Annotated in this window: 20 protein-coding genes; 8 read left to right on the forward strand and 12 right to left on the reverse strand. The window is 38.9% G+C overall.

Translation table 11 applies throughout. The features are described 5' to 3' along the window. Positions 1–5: 5 nt before the first annotated feature. Positions 6–764 (reverse strand): tRNA pseudouridine(38-40) synthase TruA, encoded by a 759-nt coding sequence (gene truA / locus ALPR1_RS04810; protein WP_008198847.1) that lies wholly within the window; start codon positions 762–764, stop codon positions 6–8. A gap of 101 nt (positions 765–865) precedes the next feature. Here truA and ALPR1_RS04815 point away from each other — a divergent pair, with 101 nt between their 5' ends. Next, entirely contained in the window at positions 866–1,342 is a 477-nt protein-coding gene (locus ALPR1_RS04815) for a DUF4293 domain-containing protein (RefSeq protein ID WP_008198848.1), read from the forward strand. Between the two features lie 70 nt (positions 1,343–1,412). Here ALPR1_RS04815 and ALPR1_RS04820 read toward each other — a convergent pair whose 3' ends face one another. The 3 genes from ALPR1_RS04820 to ALPR1_RS04830 are packed head-to-tail and all read right to left on the reverse strand — an operon-like array spanning position 1,413 to position 3,420. Then, the gene (locus tag ALPR1_RS04820; RefSeq protein WP_008198849.1) at positions 1,413–2,171 is read right to left on the reverse strand and encodes a hypothetical protein; all 759 of its coding nucleotides are present in this window, start codon (positions 2,169–2,171) and stop codon (positions 1,413–1,415) included. A gap of 32 nt (positions 2,172–2,203) precedes the next feature. After that, positions 2,204–2,893, reverse strand: coding sequence for a hypothetical protein (locus ALPR1_RS04825; protein ID WP_008198850.1), 690 nt, complete (start codon positions 2,891–2,893; stop codon positions 2,204–2,206). After that, entirely contained in the window at positions 2,890–3,420 is a 531-nt protein-coding gene (locus tag ALPR1_RS04830; RefSeq protein WP_008198853.1) for an RNA polymerase sigma factor, read from the reverse strand. Before ALPR1_RS04830 ends, ALPR1_RS04825 begins: the two co-directional genes overlap by 4 nt. Before the next feature lie 159 nt (positions 3,421–3,579). Between ALPR1_RS04830 and ALPR1_RS04835 the strand changes: the two genes are divergently transcribed. Beyond that, on the forward strand, positions 3,580–4,680 hold the full coding sequence (locus ALPR1_RS04835; protein ID WP_008198854.1) for a trans-sulfuration enzyme family protein: 1,101 nt from the start codon (positions 3,580–3,582) through the stop codon (positions 4,678–4,680). Positions 4,681–4,935: 255 nt separating this feature from the next. Here the strand turns inward: ALPR1_RS04835 and ALPR1_RS04840 are convergent, their stop codons facing one another. Further along, on the reverse strand, positions 4,936–5,304 hold the full coding sequence (locus ALPR1_RS04840; RefSeq protein WP_008198855.1) for a cupin domain-containing protein: 369 nt from the start codon (positions 5,302–5,304) through the stop codon (positions 4,936–4,938). A gap of 41 nt (positions 5,305–5,345) precedes the next feature. Next, on the reverse strand, positions 5,346–6,086 hold the full coding sequence (locus ALPR1_RS04845) for an MBL fold metallo-hydrolase (RefSeq protein WP_008198856.1): 741 nt from the start codon (positions 6,084–6,086) through the stop codon (positions 5,346–5,348). A 252-nt stretch (positions 6,087–6,338) separates the two neighbouring features. Here ALPR1_RS04845 and ALPR1_RS04850 point away from each other — a divergent pair, with 252 nt between their 5' ends. Both ALPR1_RS04850 and ALPR1_RS04855 read left to right on the forward strand, forming a co-directional pair. Then, the gene (locus ALPR1_RS04850) at positions 6,339–6,713 is read left to right on the forward strand and encodes a PAS domain-containing protein (RefSeq protein WP_040302564.1); all 375 of its coding nucleotides are present in this window, start codon (positions 6,339–6,341) and stop codon (positions 6,711–6,713) included. After that, positions 6,710–7,555, forward strand: coding sequence for an MBL fold metallo-hydrolase (locus tag ALPR1_RS04855; protein ID WP_008198857.1), 846 nt, complete (start codon positions 6,710–6,712; stop codon positions 7,553–7,555). The genes ALPR1_RS04850 and ALPR1_RS04855 overlap by 4 nt, the downstream gene beginning before the upstream one ends. 2 nt (positions 7,556–7,557) lie before the next feature. Here ALPR1_RS04855 and ALPR1_RS04860 read toward each other — a convergent pair whose 3' ends face one another. The 6 genes from ALPR1_RS04860 to ALPR1_RS21075 all read right to left on the reverse strand — a co-directional run bounded on the left by ALPR1_RS04860 (position 7,558) and on the right by ALPR1_RS21075 (position 15,083). After that, positions 7,558–9,096 carry a YifB family Mg chelatase-like AAA ATPase gene (locus tag ALPR1_RS04860; protein ID WP_008198858.1) on the reverse strand — a complete coding sequence of 513 codons (1,539 nt, stop codon included), beginning with the start codon at positions 9,094–9,096 and terminating at the stop codon, positions 7,558–7,560. Positions 9,097–9,198: 102 nt separating this feature from the next. Continuing rightward, entirely contained in the window at positions 9,199–10,884 is a 1,686-nt protein-coding gene (locus tag ALPR1_RS04865; RefSeq protein ID WP_008198859.1) for an arylsulfatase, read from the reverse strand. Between the two features lie 206 nt (positions 10,885–11,090). Next, complete coding sequence (locus tag ALPR1_RS04870) at positions 11,091–11,465, reverse strand: hypothetical protein (RefSeq protein WP_008198861.1); 375 nt, start codon at positions 11,463–11,465, stop codon at positions 11,091–11,093. 26 nt (positions 11,466–11,491) lie between these two features. Further along, positions 11,492–13,324 (reverse strand): ABC transporter ATP-binding protein, encoded by a 1,833-nt coding sequence (locus ALPR1_RS04875; protein WP_008198862.1) that lies wholly within the window; start codon positions 13,322–13,324, stop codon positions 11,492–11,494. Between the two features lie 59 nt (positions 13,325–13,383). Then, positions 13,384–14,073, reverse strand: coding sequence for a hypothetical protein (locus ALPR1_RS21070; protein ID WP_316929468.1), 690 nt, complete (start codon positions 14,071–14,073; stop codon positions 13,384–13,386). Then, on the reverse strand, positions 14,058–15,083 hold the full coding sequence (locus ALPR1_RS21075) for a hypothetical protein (RefSeq protein ID WP_316929469.1): 1,026 nt from the start codon (positions 15,081–15,083) through the stop codon (positions 14,058–14,060). The genes ALPR1_RS21070 and ALPR1_RS21075 overlap by 16 nt, the downstream gene beginning before the upstream one ends. Before the next feature lie 180 nt (positions 15,084–15,263). Here ALPR1_RS21075 and ALPR1_RS04885 point away from each other — a divergent pair, with 180 nt between their 5' ends. From ALPR1_RS04885 to ALPR1_RS04900, 4 genes are all read left to right on the forward strand, one after another. Next, positions 15,264–15,512: a type B 50S ribosomal protein L31 gene (locus tag ALPR1_RS04885; protein ID WP_008198863.1), complete on the forward strand. Its 249-nt coding sequence runs from the start codon at positions 15,264–15,266 to the stop codon at positions 15,510–15,512. Between the two features lie 69 nt (positions 15,513–15,581). Further along, a complete protein-coding gene (locus ALPR1_RS04890; RefSeq protein ID WP_008198864.1) occupies positions 15,582–16,778 on the forward strand; it encodes a GlmU family protein in 1,197 nt (398 codons plus the stop codon). 12 nt (positions 16,779–16,790) lie between these two features. Beyond that, positions 16,791–17,930: a DNA polymerase III subunit gene (locus ALPR1_RS04895; protein ID WP_008198865.1), complete on the forward strand. Its 1,140-nt coding sequence runs from the start codon at positions 16,791–16,793 to the stop codon at positions 17,928–17,930. A gap of 1 nt (position 17,931) precedes the next feature. After that, the gene (locus tag ALPR1_RS04900) at positions 17,932–18,381 is read left to right on the forward strand and encodes an ATP-dependent zinc protease family protein (protein WP_008198867.1); all 450 of its coding nucleotides are present in this window, start codon (positions 17,932–17,934) and stop codon (positions 18,379–18,381) included. Positions 18,382–18,398: the final 17 nt, after the last annotated feature.

Genomic DNA, 18,398 nt, shown 5'->3' on the forward strand with positions numbered 1-18,398 from the left:
ATCAGTTAGTCTAAATAGATTTTTTCTGGATAAATAATCCGGCTTAAAAATAGCCCTCTTGCAGGAGCTGATTTTCCAGCGTTTGATCGGTCCTTGGATAAAATAATTTTTTCCATGTCTTCAGGAGCCTTTTTCCCAAGACCCACTTCCATTAAAGTTCCCACAATGGCTCTCACCATTCCACGTAAAAAACGGTTTGCGGTTATATGAAATAACAATTCTCCGTCTTTTTGTTCCCAACTACACGATTTTATATCACAACGAAAATGTTTGACTTCGGTATGAACTTTACTAAAACATTCAAAATCATCATGTTTCAATAAGGTTTCTGCCGCCAAATTCATCTTTTCTAAGTCTGGAATAAAATAACTATGCCAAGCCAATCCGTCTAGAAATGGGTTTTTTTGGAAGATAATTCTATAAACATAAGATCGACTGACAGCGTCAAATCTAGCATGTGCATTTGGGGTGACTTGACGGATAGACATAATAGATATATCAATTGGCAATATACCATTGATTGCTTTTAGAAACTTGCCATAATCTATGTCATCAGCTAAGTCGAAATGGCATACTTGCATTTTTGCATGAACACCAGTATCAGTTCTTCCGCTGCCCATCACAGTTATTGGGCTGCGAAAATAGGTAGAAAGTGCAGATTCAATACATTCCTGAACCGAAAATGCATTATTCTGTATTTGCCAACCGTGATACTTGGTGCCTTTATAGCTAAGCTCAAGAAAATAACGCTTGATTTTTTCCATTGGATGCAAAGATACTATTCCGCAGCAAATCCGATAGAGTTTCCTTCAATCCTTGGTAATGATCTTTTAAGCCTGTTAATTTGCCAAAAAATTATAATAAAATGATTCAACGCGTTCAAACGATATTCTTGTTTTTGGTGGCTGTGGCCATGGGGCTGACCATTGGCATGGAACTTTGGCTTCAGGTAGTTCCTGATTCCAGTGAAACTTATACGCTTTCAGCATTTTCTATGCAGCATCTTTCTTCTTCAGGAGAAGTACTTTCTTCAAATTCTACTTGGTATTTGGCGGCGCTGGCTGCTTTTGTAGGATTTTTAGCGATCATCTCTATTTTTCAATATAGAAGCCGAGCAAGGCAAATGATGATAAATATGATCAATTCCTTGTTTATGGTAGGGATTGTGGTGATAGTATTCTTAACTACTAGCGGAGTTAATACAGAGATAGGAGCCGCTGATAATGGTACTTATAAGATAGGGTTTTGGGCTATTTTAGTTGCAATGGTCTGTAATATGCTTGCCAATAGATTTATTAAAAAAGATGAGGCTTTAGTAAAGTCTGTAGATCGAATTAGATAAAATCTACCTTTGAGAAGTAATCAAAAAAAAGCCCGGATATCACCGGGCTTTTTTTGATTATGCGAACCCATTACCAAAACCTGATTCCTACCGTAGGGTAGAAGGTTTTAAAATTCTCAGTAGCAATCACACCTACTTGGATTGATAGATTTTTATTTAGCTTTCTATTATAATAAGCCTGCATGGTCGTCCCGTTAAATAGCTGGCTTTTTTCGTTTTTGATCAGGTATCCTACTCCAAAAGTATTTCTTCTAGGACCTTGTAGGTTCCCAAGTTCCCAGGCAAACTCTGCGTTGGCAAACCAGTTGCTATTGACTTTTACATTGTTTTCCGATCTATCTGGGAAATAAACTGTGTTTGTAATTGAACCGCCCAAGGAGAAGTTTCTCCAATTTAAATGTGCTCTAAAGCCAACGACGGGAGTGAAATCACCACCTGTATAGTCTAGGCCGACAGGAAAGGTCATTTCTATGCTGTCCACATAGGGGACGTATTTTTTCTCTAATTGATATTTTACATTTTTTAGTGCTGTGGGATGAAAATTCTCTCCAAGCCGATAGGCTATAGTTGTGAATTCAGGGAAATCTGTGGCTTTGCGAAGCAAGGGTTCAAACTCTTCAGTCAATTCAGAAGCTGTATATTCTGTTTTATTGAAATAAAGTACCAATGCACTTTCGTTTGGGAAATCAAAAACCAAGGTGTCAGTGATAGGCCAATCTCGGTCAAGCCATTCCTGAAGGTTATTGGAAAGTTCATTTTCAACTTCCTGAGCTATGCTTTGAAAAGAGCATAGCAATGCCAGGAAAGGAACTAATAATAGTCGTTTCATAATCTTAGATTTAAAGAAGGTTCAGTGAATTATTATTTTTGAAATTTTATTTTAATCGAATTCTTGGAGGGTTCGACTCGACTTACCTGCTGGTTTAATAAAGGATCTGTCTCGCTTTTTCCGAATTGTGTTCTTACTTTAATTTTTTCCTTTAACCCCCAGGATATTTGCACTTTGTGAAAAGTCTCTTGCGCGATCGCTTCTTGTTTAGGAGGGATAATGAGCTCCGAGAAGAACGTATTTTCAAGAGTTAATCCAGTCCGTTCGATCGCTGGTAACTCCAAAGGTTCAGTGTATTCCCGATTGATTTTAGGCTTAGTAGGTATAGGTATCTCCTGCTTAGGCGCTTGTGAATCACTATTAATAATTACCTCTTTGCTTGGTTCTGATTGAACCGGAGAATTATTTTCTGATTTTAGGGTTTCTTCCGCTGGGACCACCAGTTCCGAAATCAATTGTTCATCTGTTTTATTGTCTACAGACTGCCAATAGGCAAGCCCGGAAAGCATCAGGATAAAGGCAAGTGATGCAGCTATTGATACGTACTTCCAAAGTGGAACTACAGGTTTTTTCTGGTCAAGTTCTTTTTCTATCGCATTCCATAGATCAGTCCTTGGCATCCGCTGTGGTAGATTGGAAGCATGCGCTTTCACTTGACTTTCAAAGTCTTTCTGCTGTTGGATTTTACTCCATAAATCCGGTTTTGGTGAATGCTCTTTCATGCTTGGAGTAATTTTGTGATTCGTTTTTTAAGCAGGTTTTTAGCGTAGTTCAGCTGAGATTTTGAAGTGCTTTCAGAAACACCCAACATTTGGGATGCTTCACGGTGAGAATATCCTTCCACAGACAGTAATAAGAATACTGCTCTTGCCCCATTCGGTAAACTTTCTATCGCTTGATCTAGTAATTCAGCGTCAAACCATGCATCAAAATTCTCACTTGTTTCCACCTGGATATCCTCAATTGGTTCGAAGTAAATCTTCTTTTTGCTATGCGATATTGCCTTACGGATCGTAATAGTCTTCATCCAGCTCAATAATGCTTCGGTATGCTTTAGCGAGTATAATTTTTGGAAAATCTCAACATAAGCATCTTGTAATACATCATTTGCCTCATCCTCATCATTGATGATTCTATAGCAAGTTGTATAGAGCATCCCTTTGGTCAATTCGAAAAGCTGAAATTGCGCTGATCTGTCATTTTTCATGACCTGATCTATTAATGTTTTGTCTAGCTTTTGAACTGTCATTGTTTAGGCTTCTAATTCAAAGAGGGATAAAAGTCCCAAATGGTTGGAATCAACTCAGGATTTTTTTTCGTTGTCATGGCATTTTACAAATTCTTTTCTCGCTCAGGGAAATATTGGTAATTTCATGCGCTGCCTTTTGCAAGTATTAACACTCAATTTATGAAACTCGAAACTTACGCCATTCATGGAGGTAATATTGTCTCTGATACAGAAAAACCTGTAGTGCAACCTATCACGATGAGCACCACATTTGTCCATCAGCCTGAGTCGATGATTTATACCCGGGCCAATAACCCCAACCGGAAAGCACTTGAGCAATTGTTGGCAGGTTTAGAAAAAGGTGTGGATGCAGCGGCATTTTCTTCTGGGAATGCAGCCGGAGTGGCGGTTTTTCAAGCGCTTGAGCCTGGTTCACATTTAATCGCACCTGACGATATGTATCATGGGTTGAAAAATGCGATTCTTACGATTTTCAAAGGTGTTCTTGAAGCCACTTTTGTGGATATGACAGATTTGGAAAAAGTGGAGGCCTCATTTAGGCCCAACACTAAATTGGTCTGGGTGGAGACTCCATCGAATCCTTTGTTGAAGGTTACGGACATTGAGGCTGTCGCAAAGTTGGCAAAAGAAAAAAAAGCTCTTCTTGCTTGTGATAATACTTTTGCTACACCGGTTTTTCAGAACCCTATTGATCTTGGAGCTGATATAGTGATGCATTCAAGTACTAAGTTTTTTGGAGGGCATTCCGATATTTTAGGTGGAGCCTTGATTACTAAAGTGGAAGATGAATTTTGGGCTAAAGTAAAAAATGTGCAAACAGGGGGAGGAGCTGTCCCTTCACCAATGGATTGCTATTACTTATGCAGAAGTATCAAGACTTTGCCTTATCGAATGAAAGGGCATGCCGAACATGCGATGGTATTGGCAAATTTCTTATCCAATCATGCTGCGATAGAAAGAGTCTACTATCCGGGCTTAAACGAACATCCCGGACACGACATTGCATCTAAGCAAATGACAGGTTTTGGTGGAGTCCTTTCATTTCAAGTAAAAGAAGGCGCAGAAGCAGCTGATAAGTTGATCCAAAAACTTAAATATTTCACAAACGCTACTAGCTTAGGTGGGGTAGAAAGTTTGATCGAAAGGAGAGCAGCTGTAGAAGGTCCTGATACTTTGACTCCTCAGAATTTAATTCGAGTATCAGTAGGGTTGGAACATTTGGATGATCTTTTAGAAGATTTAGATCAAGGACTTAAATAAAAAAAAGGCTGCTAGGAGCAGCCTTTAGATCTTAAGGGAACTTAAGTTGGTGAATTAATCAACTTTAATCATTTGATTTATTATATAAATTAAATACTTTTTTTTGAATATGAAATGCTTTTAACTAAATGTTTTTCGATAAATAGGAAAATATTTAGATTTCTGAATAATTATCAAGACTCTTTGACTGTTCCTCTCTACCTCTAAATTATATAGGATATAATTTTCTTTATTTAAGTTTAACCTCAGAGGTAGTTAAATTGTTTTGAGGTTGTTTTGGGTTAATACATCATCAACTTGATTTCCTGTGTTTAATGTGCTTGATGGCTCAAAAAGCATCACGGATACTTCTGTTTTTGCTACAGGTTTGTGTTCTACTCCTTTTTGTACAATGATAAATTCATTTTTTTTCAAATGAACTACCTTATCCCTGAAGTGCATATCAAATTCACCATCTAATACATAAAACATTTCATCCTCACCCTCATGGTGATGCCAAATAAATTCGCCTTTAAATTTTACGAGTTTTACATGTTGGTTATTTAATTCACCAACAATCACGGGGTTCCAATAATCTGAAACTTTACTCAGTTTATCGGCAACGGATACTTTTTCGGAAGACATTAATTTTTAAAATTCTGTGGGATAAATATAGAAAAGTAAAATTAGTTTTCTGGGTACCAATTGCGAAGCCTTACTTCCACATTGGGTGCTGTGGCATTAACAAGTTCCTTAAACTTTTCAATATCACCCAGCCCATTGGTTCCTCTATAATGATAAGGGTAAACAATCATAGGTTTAAAGTCAATCACTGCACTGGCTGCCTGATCCACGTCCATGGTATAGGGTAGGTTCATGCAGATAAAAGCGATATCAATGTTTTTTAAGGATCTCATTTCAGGAATATCCTCTGTATCTCCAGATAGGTACACTTTTTTATCACCCATTGTCAGGATATAACCATTTCCTCTTCCCTTGGGATGACGGCTATCATCGGTTTCAGGTAAATTGTACATGGGAATGGCAGATACTGTGATATTTTCTATGGTTTTGGTTTCACCGTTAGATATCACGTCAATTTGTTTGCTGCTATTTTTAGGTAACTTTTCTGCAACAGCCTGTGGGACTACCATGACAGTATTTTTTAAGTCTAGACCATCTAAAGTTTCTTGATTATGATGATCTCCATGAATATCTGTGATCAATACGATATCTGGTTTCTTTTGACCTTCAAAAGCTTCAGCTCCTCCATAAGGGTCCACATAGATGGTCTTTCCTTGATACTCCAGAACTAGCGTCCCATGTAGGATGGGTGTAATTTTAATGTCACCACTAGCAGTGGAAATCATGTCTTGGCCGAAAGCCGTAAAAGAAAGAAAAATGAGTATTGCTGTCAGTTTTTTCATCAAAATGTTATTCTTATTTATTGTAGGAAACCTATTAAAATGTAAAATGGTTTGACCGAATGATTAATTAATATAAAGAATAAGCTTTTATGATTTTGCAAAAGGCCTACGTAAAGTATTGATATTTTAATAAGTTTTACTGTTTTATATGGGTGATAATCACGTTGGATTGAAAAATTCGTAAAATAATCACTATCTTTTATCACTATTAAATTATAAAATATAAATAACTGACTGGTGCAACCAATAGAAATGATTTTAGGGCGACAATTTGCAGATAGTCTCAGTATGCCTGTTTTTTTGGTTGACAAAGAAGGTACTTTGATATTTTATAATGAGCCAGCGGAAGCTATTTTAGGTTTAAGGTTTGGAGAGACAGGTAGTATGAAGGTAGATGAATGGGCCACAGTATTTAAACCCACCGATCAAGATGGAAATATTTTGCCTCCCGAAGGTTTGCCTTTAGTGCAAACCCTAACCAATAAAAAGCCCGCCCATGGATCCTTTTACATTAAAAATCTGAAAGGAGAAAAGCACTTTATTACAGTAACCTCATATCCTATTGAAGGAAGGCCTGATAGGTTTTTAGGGGCTATGGCCATTTTTTGGAATTCAAATTTCTCATGAAAATAAAAATATGGGGATGTAGAGGTTCATTGCCTTCTCCAGGTCCTGAAAATATGGTTTATGGAGGTAATACTTCATGTATCCAAGTAGTTCATAAAGACACTTGCATCGTTCTCGATGGTGGATCTGGTATTCAGAGGTTAGGAAAATATCTGGAACCAGAATTCTCTGAAGTGCATATTCTTTTGACCCATTTACATATTGATCATACAATGGGTTTAGGGTTTTTTCAACCCCTTTATGATCCCAAAGTGAACGTTCATTTCTGGGGTCCTTCTTCTACCTTCGAACCGCTTGTTCAACGACTAAGACGGTATTTTTCTCCACCTTTATTTCCTGTTAGAATGGATGAGCTACCTACCCATCCCGTTATTCATGAGTTAAATAACATGGAGTTTTCAATTGGGGATATCAAGATTACCACCAGTTATATTTGTCATCCTGGCCCAACATTGGGCTATAGGTTAGACGACGGAGAAAGTGTTTTTACTTATTTGCCTGATCATGAGCCTGAGTTGGGTTCCTCTAGTTTTCCTTATGACCCTGAATGGACCAGTGGATATGATTTAGCAAGAAATGCTGACCTTTTGTTTCACGATGGTGAATATACTGCCGAGGAATATAAATCTCGAATTGGTTGGGGACATAGCTCAATAGAAGCAGCTATTGATTTTGGCAAACTTTGTGGCGTCAATAAATTGGGGATATTTCATCATGATCCGCTAAATTCTGACGAAAAGCTAGAAGAATTATTCAACAACAGTATGCAGGCCAAAAAACCACAATTTAATGTGGAATTGTGTAGGGAAGGAGCTGAATATAACCTTGGAGGGGGAGAGTAATTTCAACCTGCCCAGCCTTCTCGATCTAAGCTTCTATATTGGATTGCCTCCGCTAAATGCTCTACTTTAATTTGATCGGATTCTGATATGTCTGCAATTGTCCGAGCAACTTTTAAAATCCTATCATAAGCTCTAGCAGATAAACCTAATCGATCCATTGCTGTCTTGAGCAAGGTTTTACAAGCTTCATTTATTTGACAAACCTCCTTTACTTGATGTGAAGGCATCATTGCATTACAAAAAACTTCAGGGTTATCCTTAAATCTCTCATTTTGTCGCTGACGCCCCAATATTACCCGTTCCCGAATTGCTTGACTTGATTCGCTCTTTCGGGTTGAAGTCATCTCATCAAATTTTACTGGAGTGACTTCTACATGAAGGTCTATGCGATCTAATAAAGGTCCTGAAACTTTGTTGAGATACCTTTGGACGATTCCAGGTCCACAAACACATTCTTTTTCCGGGTGATTATAATAGCCACAGGGACATGGGTTCATGCTGGCTATCAGCATAAAGTTTGCCGGGTAATCCACGGAAATTTTAGCTCTGGAAATGGTCACTTTTCTCTCCTCCAGAGGCTGTCTCATGACTTCCAAGACTGTTCGTTTAAATTCAGGAAGCTCATCTAAAAAAAGCACTCCATTATGGGCAAGTGATATTTCACCCGGTTGGGGATTTCCTCCTCCTCCTACCAAAGCCACATCAGAAATTGTATGATGAGGACTACGAAAAGGTCTTTGCGATAACAAACTTCCGTTTCTACCCAATTTGCCGGCCACGGAATGGATTTTTGTTGATTCTAATGCTTCCTGCAAGCTTAATGGAGGCAGGATCGAAGGTAATCGTTTTGCTAGCATGGTTTTCCCTGCTCCGGGAGGGCCAATCATGATCACGTTATGTCCACCGGCAGCAGCAATTTCCATTGCGCGTTTAATATTTTCCTGACCTTGAACATCAGCGAAATCAAATTCAATCTCATGGAGTGAGTTGAAGAAAATGTCTCTGGTATCAGTAACCAGCGGTTCAATTTCCAATTCACCCTGTAAAAAGAGGGAGGCTTCCTCCATGGTATTTACAGGAATAATATCCATGTTATTGACTATAGAAGCCTCTTTTGCATTTTCCTGTGGAAGTATAAAACCCTTAAATCCTTGTTTCCTTGCCTCAATAGCTATAGGAAGCACTCCTTTAATTGGGCGTAATTTTCCATCAAGTGACAATTCCCCCATGATTAAGTACTTCTCAAGGTCTGGAAATTCCACCTGCTCGGAAGCTTGTAAAATCCCCATGGCAATGGGAAGATCATAAGAAGAACCTTCTTTACGAATATCTGCCGGAGCTAAATTGATCACAACTTTTTGGCGAGGCATCCTATATCCGAAAAATTTCAATGCGGATTCTACACGTTGTTGCGATTCTTTTACTGCCGAATCTGGCAGTCCTACCATGTAAAAGCTAGTCCCTTGCCCAACATTTACTTCAATGGTAATAATATTAGCATCCACGCCGGAAACGGCACTTCCAAAAGTTTTTGCTACCATAGTTTGAAAAAAAGAAAAGGTTTCTTCTTTTTAATATACATTATTTAGGAGAATTAAAGACTTAAAAGCAATTGAAATTTCTTTTTCGCCATTGAAAAGGGGTTATGGTTTTGGAATTACCTTATTCGCTTTAGCCCAATTCTGCCATAAACTATCTAACTCCTGAACTACTTCAGGAAAGTCTCCAGCTACGTTTTTCGTTTCCGTTTGGTCTTCTGTAATTTGAAAAAGCTGCCATGGCTCATTGGCTGCTAAGGTGACAAGTTTCCATTTTTCGGTACGCACAGACCTTCCGCCCTCATGCTCATTGAAAAGGGTAGGGTGCCCTTCCCGTTGTTGATCTTGAAAAACAGGAATTAAACTTTTTCCAGCAATTGGTTTGATCTTATTTCCAGCAAAATCACTTGGGTATTCTGCACTTGCTGCATCAATGAATGTGGCCATGAAGTCCATGACATGGCCTACCTGATTAGAAATACTTCCAGGTTCTGCACTGATTCCATTTGGCCAAAAAGCAATCATAGGAGTATGCACTCCTCCTTCAAAAGATTCCATTTTCCAGTAACGAAATGGAGTGTTGGAAACATTTGCCCATCGCTGACCGATGGAAGTGAAAGTTGTTTGAGGGCCCGGCATTACATCCTTGTCGACTGGGTAAGCGATCGGCTCGCCCTTACGTGTTTGGCTAGGTCGATCAAAGCCAGGACCGTATCGCATACTGCTTTCAGAGCTAGCTCCATTGTCACTTAAGAAAACGATCAAGGTGTTTTCTAGCTCGCCAGTTTCTTTTAGCGTTTCTATAATTCTTCCAATACCTTGGTCCATTCTATCAATCATGGCAGCATGGACTGCCATAGCTCTTGCGTCAAATTCTTTGTCTGGATTATCTTCCCAGCTTAACTCATTATTCCATCGTTCGGAAAGAGGGTAGCGTGCTTCATCAATTATTCCGAGTTCAATTAATTTTTTATAGCGTTGCTCTCGAATGGCATCCCAGCCAACAGTATAAGTGTCTTTATATTTCTCAATATCTTCAGGTAAGGCATGTAAAGGCCAATGGGGAGCTGTATGAGCTACATATAAGAAGAAGGGTTCGTCTTTTTCCACAAACTCCTTAATATAAACTGAGGCAGTATCGTTTATTGCATCGGTGTGGTAATAGTTTTCAGGAACTTCCTTTACCGGCTCGGTGCCATTTACTAAACTAAAGGGGTCAAAGAAATCTACTACTCCCCAGATATTTCCGAAATACTTTTCAAAACCCCGATTAGTTGGGTATTGCTCGATCGGTGAAAAAAGAGGGTGATGCTCCTGGTGATTCAACCAAGCCAATTGCTTTTCTGGTGTGTCCTGAACCACTGTATTTGAAACATGCCATTTCCCCACCATCCCAGTAGAATAGCCTGAACTTTTCAAGACCTCTGCGATGGTGACAGCGGAATTAGAAATGTGCCCACGGTAGGCTTCCTGCCCCGTGTCAGTAGTCATGTGGCCAATCCCCGCCTGATGATTATACAATCCAGTCAATAAGGATGCACGCGTTGGGCAACAACGTGAGGTGTTATAAAATTGGGTGAATCGGATTCCTTGATTTGCCAGCCAATCCAAGTTTGGTGTTTGAATTTCTCCGCCAAAACTACCTAAATCGGAAAAACCCAGATCATCAGCCAAAATAAGAATGATGTTTGGAGCATTTGCTACTTTTGCATCTTCCTTCGCTGTTTTTGTAGAGCAGGAAAAAGCGAAAAGTAGACATAGGAAAATAAGGTTGGGAATCGATCTTTTCATTTTAAACAGGGTACTGTATTTTAATTGAGTGGTTTTTGAAATTTAAGAAAAGTAAAATTGAGTTTTTTGAGATAGAATCTCTAAGACTTTTCAGTCAGATTCTGCGAATGAATCCCCATTTCCGCTGTTATTTCTACAAAAAAAGGAAACTGTTTAAGTTTCCTTTTTTGATTTTGAAAATAGGCGACCTAAAAGATCATTTATGATCAATCGGTATAATTTTGTCTAGGCTTGATTCCTGATTCATCAGACTCTGGATTTACCTTCGAATCGGGGATGTTTTGTTTTTTTGGATTTGCAGGGCTTGGGTGTTCCAGATCATACAATTTAGATTTAAGCTCATGCATTTCGGCTTCTTTTTTCGCCAACTGTTTGGTCATCTTGTTAAGTGTCATTGTGCCGGCTAACCAAGTGATCAGAAAAATAAAAAGACCCCCAAGCATGATTTTTACCATGCTGTCTGAAGTGACTTCATCCATGCCAAAAATGCCTCCTAGCGTATTGAATGCAATGAAAAACACAAGGTACGCCAAAAAGAAAAGCAGTAAGGCTATCTGTGATATCTGATGAAATTTTTTCATAAAAACGTTATTTATATACGAATATACTAAACCGACTGTATACTAGAAAGTTTCTGATACAAGCCTGTTTTCTGCATGAGCTCAGTATGTGTTCCGCGTTGCACAATTTCTCCTTTTTCAATAACTAATATTTCATCTGCGTGCTGAATTGTACTTAAGCGGTGGGCGATGACTAATGTGGTTCTATTGGCCATTAACTTAGTCAAAGCTTCCTGAACTAATAATTCTGATTCTGAATCCAGGGCCGAAGTTGCTTCATCTAAAATTAAAATTGGAGGATTTTTAAGAACCGCTCTAGCAATACTAATTCTTTGGCGTTGCCCTCCGGAAAGTTTGGATCCCCGCTCACCAATTGATGTTTGATACCCATTTTCCATTTGAGAGATAAACTGATGTGCGTTGGCAATTTTTGCTGCCTCTATTACTTGCTCCTCGGTAGCATTTTCTACCCCAAAAGCAATGTTGTTGAAAACTGAATCATTGAATAAAATAGACTCTTGGGTAACAATTCCCATTAGGGACCTTAGATCTACTAAGCTAAAATCCTTTAAGTTATTTCCATCCAGTAAGATTTCTCCTCCTGCAGGGTCATAGAATCTAGGGACTAAATCTGCCAAAGTAGATTTTCCTCCACCGGAAGGGCCCACTAAAGCAATGGTTTTTCCTCTTTCGAGGGTGAATTGAATGTTTTTTAATACCAATGTATCCTCATAGGCAAAACTGACATTCTTAAATTCTATTTCCTTCTCAAACTTCGAAAGTTTCACAGGTTTCTCAGGAGAGTTAATCTGCGGGTTGGTATCTACCACTTCAAAAATTCGATCCGCTGAAGCAATTCCTCTTTGTATGCTGCTTACCGCTCTCGAAATTTCCTTGGCTGGGTTCAATACTTGGGTGAAAATAATGATGTAAGTAATAAAGTCACTGGCTCCTAATTGGGACTCTCCACTTAAGACCAAGCTACCTCCATAAACCAGAATACCCGCAACAACAGTCACACCCAGAAATTGAGAAATCGGAGAAGCCAATTCATTTTTCCGGGCCATGTTGACATTGACGCCAGAGTAATAATCCGTCTCCTCGTCAAACTTTTTCTTCATAAAAAACTCACCATTAAATGCTTTAATGACTCGCATTCCTCCCAATGACTCATCCAGAATATTGACTATTCTCCCCAGTGATTGCTGGCTTTCTACTGCTTTCTTTTTCAGCCTTCTGGTAATTCCACCAATAATTGCCCCGGTGATAGGGATAATCAAAATCGTGAAAAAAGTCAGTTTCGCAGACATGAAAAACAAAACTGCGAAGTATAGAATGATGGTTGCCGGCTCTTTAAAGACAACTCTCAAGGATTGCACAATAGAGTTTTCTACCTCCTGAACGTCATTTGTCATTTTAGACATGAGGTCACCTTTTCGTTCATTGGAAAAATACCCAATATGAAGTTTGCTGACCTGATTAAAAATATCCATTCGCATCCTTTTGATGACTAAGGCACGAACTTTAGCCAAAACTACCCCTGATAAATAGGTGAATAGATTGGATAAGAATACTGAAATGACAATAATGCCGCAGACATAAAACAGCGTTCCCAGTTTACCATACTCTGAAGCAACCTCAAGAAAATAATGATTGAAAAGATGAGAGAAATATTCTACTGAGAAGCTGAAATCTGGTTTTTGTTGGTAGACTTCTAGTACTTGAGGATCCACCTGCTCAAAGATCACATCGAATAAAGGCTTTAAAAGAGTGAAGTTTAGGAGCCCAAAAACAATGGAAAGAAAAGCATATACTATATATACGGGCACGAACTTTCCGTAAGGCTTGGCATAGGAAAGGATTCGTAAATAGGTCTTCATAAACAAATAGTCATGGAATAATCCGCAAGTTACGGAAAAATGGCGCCTGAAGTTTCCAATTAGTAATTGTAATCAGGCCTAGTGAAGTTCCATCGGAATGCTAATTGTAGATAATTGCTTGTCTCTGGACTGTTTAAATCCTGAGCAGTTCTTTGTCGAAATGTATGTGAAGCATCGATAAAGAAATTATGCCTTAGCATATAACTGGCGTTGAGGTTGGATTGAACAACCTTGTTTTCAATCCCCTGCCCAATTTCATTTCCAAATAATCCTGTGGGGCTACCTTCAAGCCTATTTTTTAATACATCACCACCCCAGTTGGTTTCGGCGTCAGGGTCAGCTCCATAAAACTGATACATTCCTGTCAAGGTTAAATTCAATTTGGGAATTGGTTGATATCGGATGATTCCCAGCATCTCCCGGAAGTTGGCTCCTCTAGGGTGTGTAAGCGGAGTTCTCCAGTTGCTGTAGGATTGGAAGTCAACTTTTTCTTGAAAAGTGTAAGGTCTTGCTGAGTTAAATTCCAATTGGAGATCCAGGTTGGAAATTTTGAACAAGTCAATGTATTTGAAGCCTGCCTGGATACCGTATTTATTTCGCTTGGAGCCTTTGCCATCTTGACCGAAAAACTCGGAGAAGACAAATTCATCCAAAGCAAACTGACCATAGAATTGCATCCCTGGATAAAAATTCCACTTACCATCAATTCCCAGCATAACTTTATCCGGTGTTCCTAAGGATTGCTCCACCCACCGGTAAAAACAATTGGATTGAAATAGTTAAAGTCAGCCTTATCAGTCATGACTGACTCAAAGAACCCTAGGTTTATGCTTTTTCCAATGTTGAAACCTAGGCGATGGAATGAAAACCACTTTTGAGTGTACCTTCCATCTGTAGGTCTACCACGATCATAATCTACATCCGCTGTCATTTGAGTCCAGATATTGGTTAGCTGGAACTTCCAAATGCGTGTATTGAATTTGACAAACATGTAGGGATTGGAGAAATCAGAAAGAAGGAAAGAGCGATAACCTTCCCCTATGAAATTTCGATCATGCCCAACTTCCACTTCAATATGCTTAGTGATATTATAGCTAATATGTCCCATTGCCGAGAAATAGCTGTAGCCGTTTCCATTATATTCTTTCCAGAATCCTTGTCCGGGTACAGCACCGTTGTTTTCAGCGTAGCCTTTGACCCAGCTGGGGAAAAATGCTTCCGAGGTCGTGAAATAGGTAAAGAACCCTACCTTCTTATCTACAGATCCTCGTAGAACTACACCTCTGGAAAGTCGATTGGGGTTTTGCTCATTGTCTGGCTCAATACCTCCATTTAGATATATGACAGGACTTACGTGAATGTCAAAATCATCACTATAATAATGTGCAAAATCTCCAGGTCTTCTATAAAGTGCTTTCAGAAATGGTTTCTTGGACTCTGGAGTTTCATGGCTCACAAACTCCCAATTGTCTTGGCTTAGGTAGGCGAGGTTGAATTCATCTACTCTAGATTTAATCACCGGGTCATCCACCAAACTATCCAAGAAGGCTCCCACATCATCTCGGCGATATGGTTTGGTTGCTGACCTATAGACAGGATTATTCCGCCCACGGAGAATGTCATATCGATCCAGGGTATGATAGTAATCTCGATTATAAGGGATGTAGGAACCTTGGGCATTAGCCAAAAAAGGACTGAAAAGGAAGGCTAGAAGGACAATCCATTGAAGATCAGCAGATCCAAGTGATTTTTTTTGCATTAGAATTTGGCTAAAAAAGGTATGTAATACTTAAATAAAGGCAGTATTTTTGAATTTTATAGCGAAAGTTGACTGATTTTGATAAAACCATCAGAAATACTTGATAAAGATTTGGTGGATTTTCTGAAAAAGAATAACTTTGTGCCTCATTTGAAAAAGGTACTAAAAACTAACGATACAATGAAAGCCGATATTCATCCAAACTACAGAGACGTGGTTTTCTATGACACTTCTAGCGAGTTTAAGTTCTTGACCAAGTCTACTATCGAAACTAGCGAAACTATCGAATGGGAAGATGGGAAAGAATATCCTGTGTATAAAATCGAAGTGAGCTCTCAATCTCACCCGTTCTACACTGGTAAGAAAATGATGCTTGATACAGCAGGTCGTGTTGAGAAATTCAACAGAAGATACGCGAAGAAGAAGTAATTCTTCCGAAAAGAATTCTAAAAAGTCTCCTGGGGTATGGAATCCGGGAGACTTTTTTATTTTTGCTCCATGGATAACTTATTGCTGTTTGATGATCCGGCTATTCGGGGATCTTTACTTCCTTTTACTTTTACCAGGCCGGTCGCAGATATCCGAATAGGGATTTTAAAAATTTCTGAAAAATGGCAGGCCTATTCTAAGGCAGAAGTATCCTATTTTACTCAAAAGTATTTGCAGGATAAATTTCCAAGGTCTTCAGGGGATCATTTGGCAGTGAATGGTGCGTGGCTTCCTGGCGAGAAAGAAGTGGCACTATTGAGCAGTCTGAAGAAAAATCAGTCACTTTATTTTGGGAAGATACTCCTAGCCTCACATATCAGTTCTGAGGAGAAGAAATTGGATTCAGCAAAAGAGAAGGAGGTTGTTCAGATTGACTTTGAACCCATGCTTCTTCAAAAAACCTGGAATATCTTCCAATTCAACGGAGCTCAAATAATTTCAGATTATCACATTATCACCCATGGTAGGGTTTCTGAAAAGTTGTCCGATCCATTTACAAAAGTATATGCTCCTGAAAATATTTTTATAGAAGAAGGGGCGAATGTCAAAGCAGCAGTTTTAAATGCAGAAAACGGGCCTATCTATATCGGGAAAAATGCTGAAATTCAGGAGGGTGCATTAATCAGGGGGCCTTTTGCTCTTTGTGAGGGATCTACTGTAAACATGGGAGCTAAATTAAGAGGTGATACCACTGTAGGTCCTTTTTCAAAAGTCGGAGGAGAGATTTCTAATTCCGTATTTTTCGGATATAGTAATAAAGGTCATGACGGCTTTCTTGGTAACTCGGTGATTGGAGAGTGGTGTAATATGGGAGCAGATACCAACACGAGCAATCTTAAAAACAATTATGCCTCTGTCAAGCTTTGGGATTATACCAAAGGTAGTTTTTCAAACACAGGTCTGCAGTTTTGCGGCTTGATGATGGGGGATCACTCGAAGTGTGGTATTAACACCATGTTTAATACAGGGACAGTTGTCGGTGTGGGAGCCAATATATATGGTGGAGGCTTTCCAAGAAATTTCATTCCATCCTTTGCTTGGGGTGGATCTGAAGGTTATTCCACTTATCAATTTCTTAAATTCAAGGAAACTGCAGAGTTGGTCATGGGTCGAAGAAAAGTACCTTGGACTAAAAAAGATGAAGAAATCCTGCAATGGATTTTTGAATTAACCAAAACCTATAGAATTTGGGAGACTTCTTATTGATTAAATAGAAACATGCGTTTTGCAGATATACCGGGGCTTCCCGAAACAAAAAAGAATCTAATCAGTGCCGTCAAGAATAATCATTTGGCCCATGCTTTACTTTTTCATGGTCCAGAAGGTTCTGCCAATCTACCGATGGCTTTGGCACTTTCTACCTATTTATTCTGTCAGAATCCTGGGGAAGAGGATGCCTGTGGAGAATGCTCTTATTGTAAGAGAATGGAAAAGCTGATCGTTCCTGATTTAAATTTCGCTTTTCCATCCATTTCAAAAGAGAAAAAGGATTCTGAAAGCGAGGATGAGAAAAATCACGAGCTTGCCAACTTCAGGAATTTTGTTCTGGAGAATCCTTATGGTAATATCCATGACTTCATTTACTATAGCGGGTTTGAAAAGAAGCAGTTAAATATTTCCAAAAATGCCGCGAAGAGGATCATTCAGTCTCTTTCTCTGATGTCATTTGAAGGAGGCTATAAAATTATGCTGATCTGGGGTGTAGAATATTTACACCCTTCTGCAGCAAACTCCCTCCTGAAAATAATTGAGGAACCACCGGCAAAGACGGTGTTTATGTTGATCACCTCTCAACCAGACCAATTGCTAACAACCATTTTATCCCGAACGCAAAAGGTTTTAATTCGAGGCTTTTCCGACGAAGAAATAGTGAGTCATTTGGTGGGTTCAGAATCCTGTGACCAAAAGACCGCAGAGCAGGTTTCCATGCTTGCAGATGGGAATTTGAGAGAGGCTAATCGCTTGATCAATAAGGTTGAAGATGAGCAAATTAGTAAAGTAAGGCGGTTGTTTCTTTCTTGCTATACCAAGAAGTTTAAAGATATTTTCAATTTTGCCGATGAGTTTCAAAAGTATGACAAGGAGGCTCAAAAGTCCTTCATGCTTTCTGGTTTGAACGTGTTGAGGGAAGTGATGTTGAAAAATGCAGACTTGAATGAATTATTAAGGACAACTGGCTCGGATAGAGAGTTTATAGACAAGATCAGTAAGACGGTATTGGATGAAAATCATGTCATGAAACTCTACAATACCTTTAATCAGGCACATTATCATTTAGAAAGAAATGGCAATGCCAAATTGATTTTCGCAGACCTTTCTATGAAGGTTTTAAAAGCTATGATGAGTAGAACGCATTGACATGGAAAAAAAGATAATAGGAAGAAGAGAGAAAATTTCTATCCCAGAATTTGGGCTCAATTTAGTTTGGGCAAAAGTGGATACAGGTGCCTATACAAGTAGTATACATGCAGAAAATATTAAGGTAGTAGAGGAAGATGGCAAACGAATTTTGACTTTTCAGGTTCTGATGCCAGGTCTAAGGGGCTATACAGGTGAAGTTCTGCGATACGAGAATTTTCGTGAAAAGAGTGTTAAAAATTCATTTGGGCAGGCCGAAATCCGATATTTGATCGAAATAGGATTCAAATTTGCAGGAGAGGAGTACACTGCAGAGTTTACACTTTCTGACCGGTCTAGCATGAGAAACTCCATCTTGCTGGGAAGGAAAATCTTATTTAAGAGATTCCTTGTAGATGTCTCAGGTTATAATCTAGCCAAAATTTATCGTCAAAAGAAGGCTGTAAAATAAAGCCAGACTTTTGTAAA

This window comes from Algoriphagus machipongonensis, assembly GCF_000166275.1.
Classification (GTDB): domain Bacteria; phylum Bacteroidota; class Bacteroidia; order Cytophagales; family Cyclobacteriaceae; genus Algoriphagus; species Algoriphagus machipongonensis.

Bases quoted from the DNA above. Each gene is read 5' to 3' on its own strand.
- truA (WP_008198847.1), bottom strand. From the start codon at position 764: ATGGAAAAAATCAAGCGTTATTTTCTTGAGCTTAGCTATAAAGGCACC.
- ALPR1_RS04815 (WP_008198848.1), top strand. From the start codon at position 866: ATGATTCAACGCGTTCAAACGATATTCTTGTTTTTGGTGGCTGTGGCC.
- ALPR1_RS04820 (WP_008198849.1), bottom strand. From the start codon at position 2,171: ATGAAACGACTATTATTAGTTCCTTTCCTGGCATTGCTATGCTCTTTT.
- ALPR1_RS04825 (WP_008198850.1), bottom strand. From the start codon at position 2,893: ATGAAAGAGCATTCACCAAAACCGGATTTATGGAGTAAAATCCAACAG.
- ALPR1_RS04830 (WP_008198853.1), bottom strand. From the start codon at position 3,420: ATGACAGTTCAAAAGCTAGACAAAACATTAATAGATCAGGTCATGAAA.
- ALPR1_RS04835 (WP_008198854.1), top strand. From the start codon at position 3,580: ATGAAACTCGAAACTTACGCCATTCATGGAGGTAATATTGTCTCTGAT.
- ALPR1_RS04840 (WP_008198855.1), bottom strand. From the start codon at position 5,304: ATGTCTTCCGAAAAAGTATCCGTTGCCGATAAACTGAGTAAAGTTTCA.
- ALPR1_RS04845 (WP_008198856.1), bottom strand. From the start codon at position 6,086: ATGAAAAAACTGACAGCAATACTCATTTTTCTTTCTTTTACGGCTTTC.
- ALPR1_RS04850 (WP_040302564.1), top strand. From the start codon at position 6,339: ATGATTTTAGGGCGACAATTTGCAGATAGTCTCAGTATGCCTGTTTTT.
- ALPR1_RS04855 (WP_008198857.1), top strand. From the start codon at position 6,710: ATGAAAATAAAAATATGGGGATGTAGAGGTTCATTGCCTTCTCCAGGT.
- ALPR1_RS04860 (WP_008198858.1), bottom strand. From the start codon at position 9,096: ATGGTAGCAAAAACTTTTGGAAGTGCCGTTTCCGGCGTGGATGCTAAT.
- ALPR1_RS04865 (WP_008198859.1), bottom strand. From the start codon at position 10,884: ATGAAAAGATCGATTCCCAACCTTATTTTCCTATGTCTACTTTTCGCT.
- ALPR1_RS04870 (WP_008198861.1), bottom strand. From the start codon at position 11,465: ATGAAAAAATTTCATCAGATATCACAGATAGCCTTACTGCTTTTCTTT.
- ALPR1_RS04875 (WP_008198862.1), bottom strand. From the start codon at position 13,324: ATGAAGACCTATTTACGAATCCTTTCCTATGCCAAGCCTTACGGAAAG.
- ALPR1_RS21075 (WP_316929469.1), bottom strand. From the start codon at position 15,083: ATGCAAAAAAAATCACTTGGATCTGCTGATCTTCAATGGATTGTCCTT.
- ALPR1_RS04885 (WP_008198863.1), top strand. From the start codon at position 15,264: ATGAAAGCCGATATTCATCCAAACTACAGAGACGTGGTTTTCTATGAC.
- ALPR1_RS04890 (WP_008198864.1), top strand. From the start codon at position 15,582: ATGGATAACTTATTGCTGTTTGATGATCCGGCTATTCGGGGATCTTTA.
- ALPR1_RS04895 (WP_008198865.1), top strand. From the start codon at position 16,791: ATGCGTTTTGCAGATATACCGGGGCTTCCCGAAACAAAAAAGAATCTA.
- ALPR1_RS04900 (WP_008198867.1), top strand. From the start codon at position 17,932: ATGGAAAAAAAGATAATAGGAAGAAGAGAGAAAATTTCTATCCCAGAA.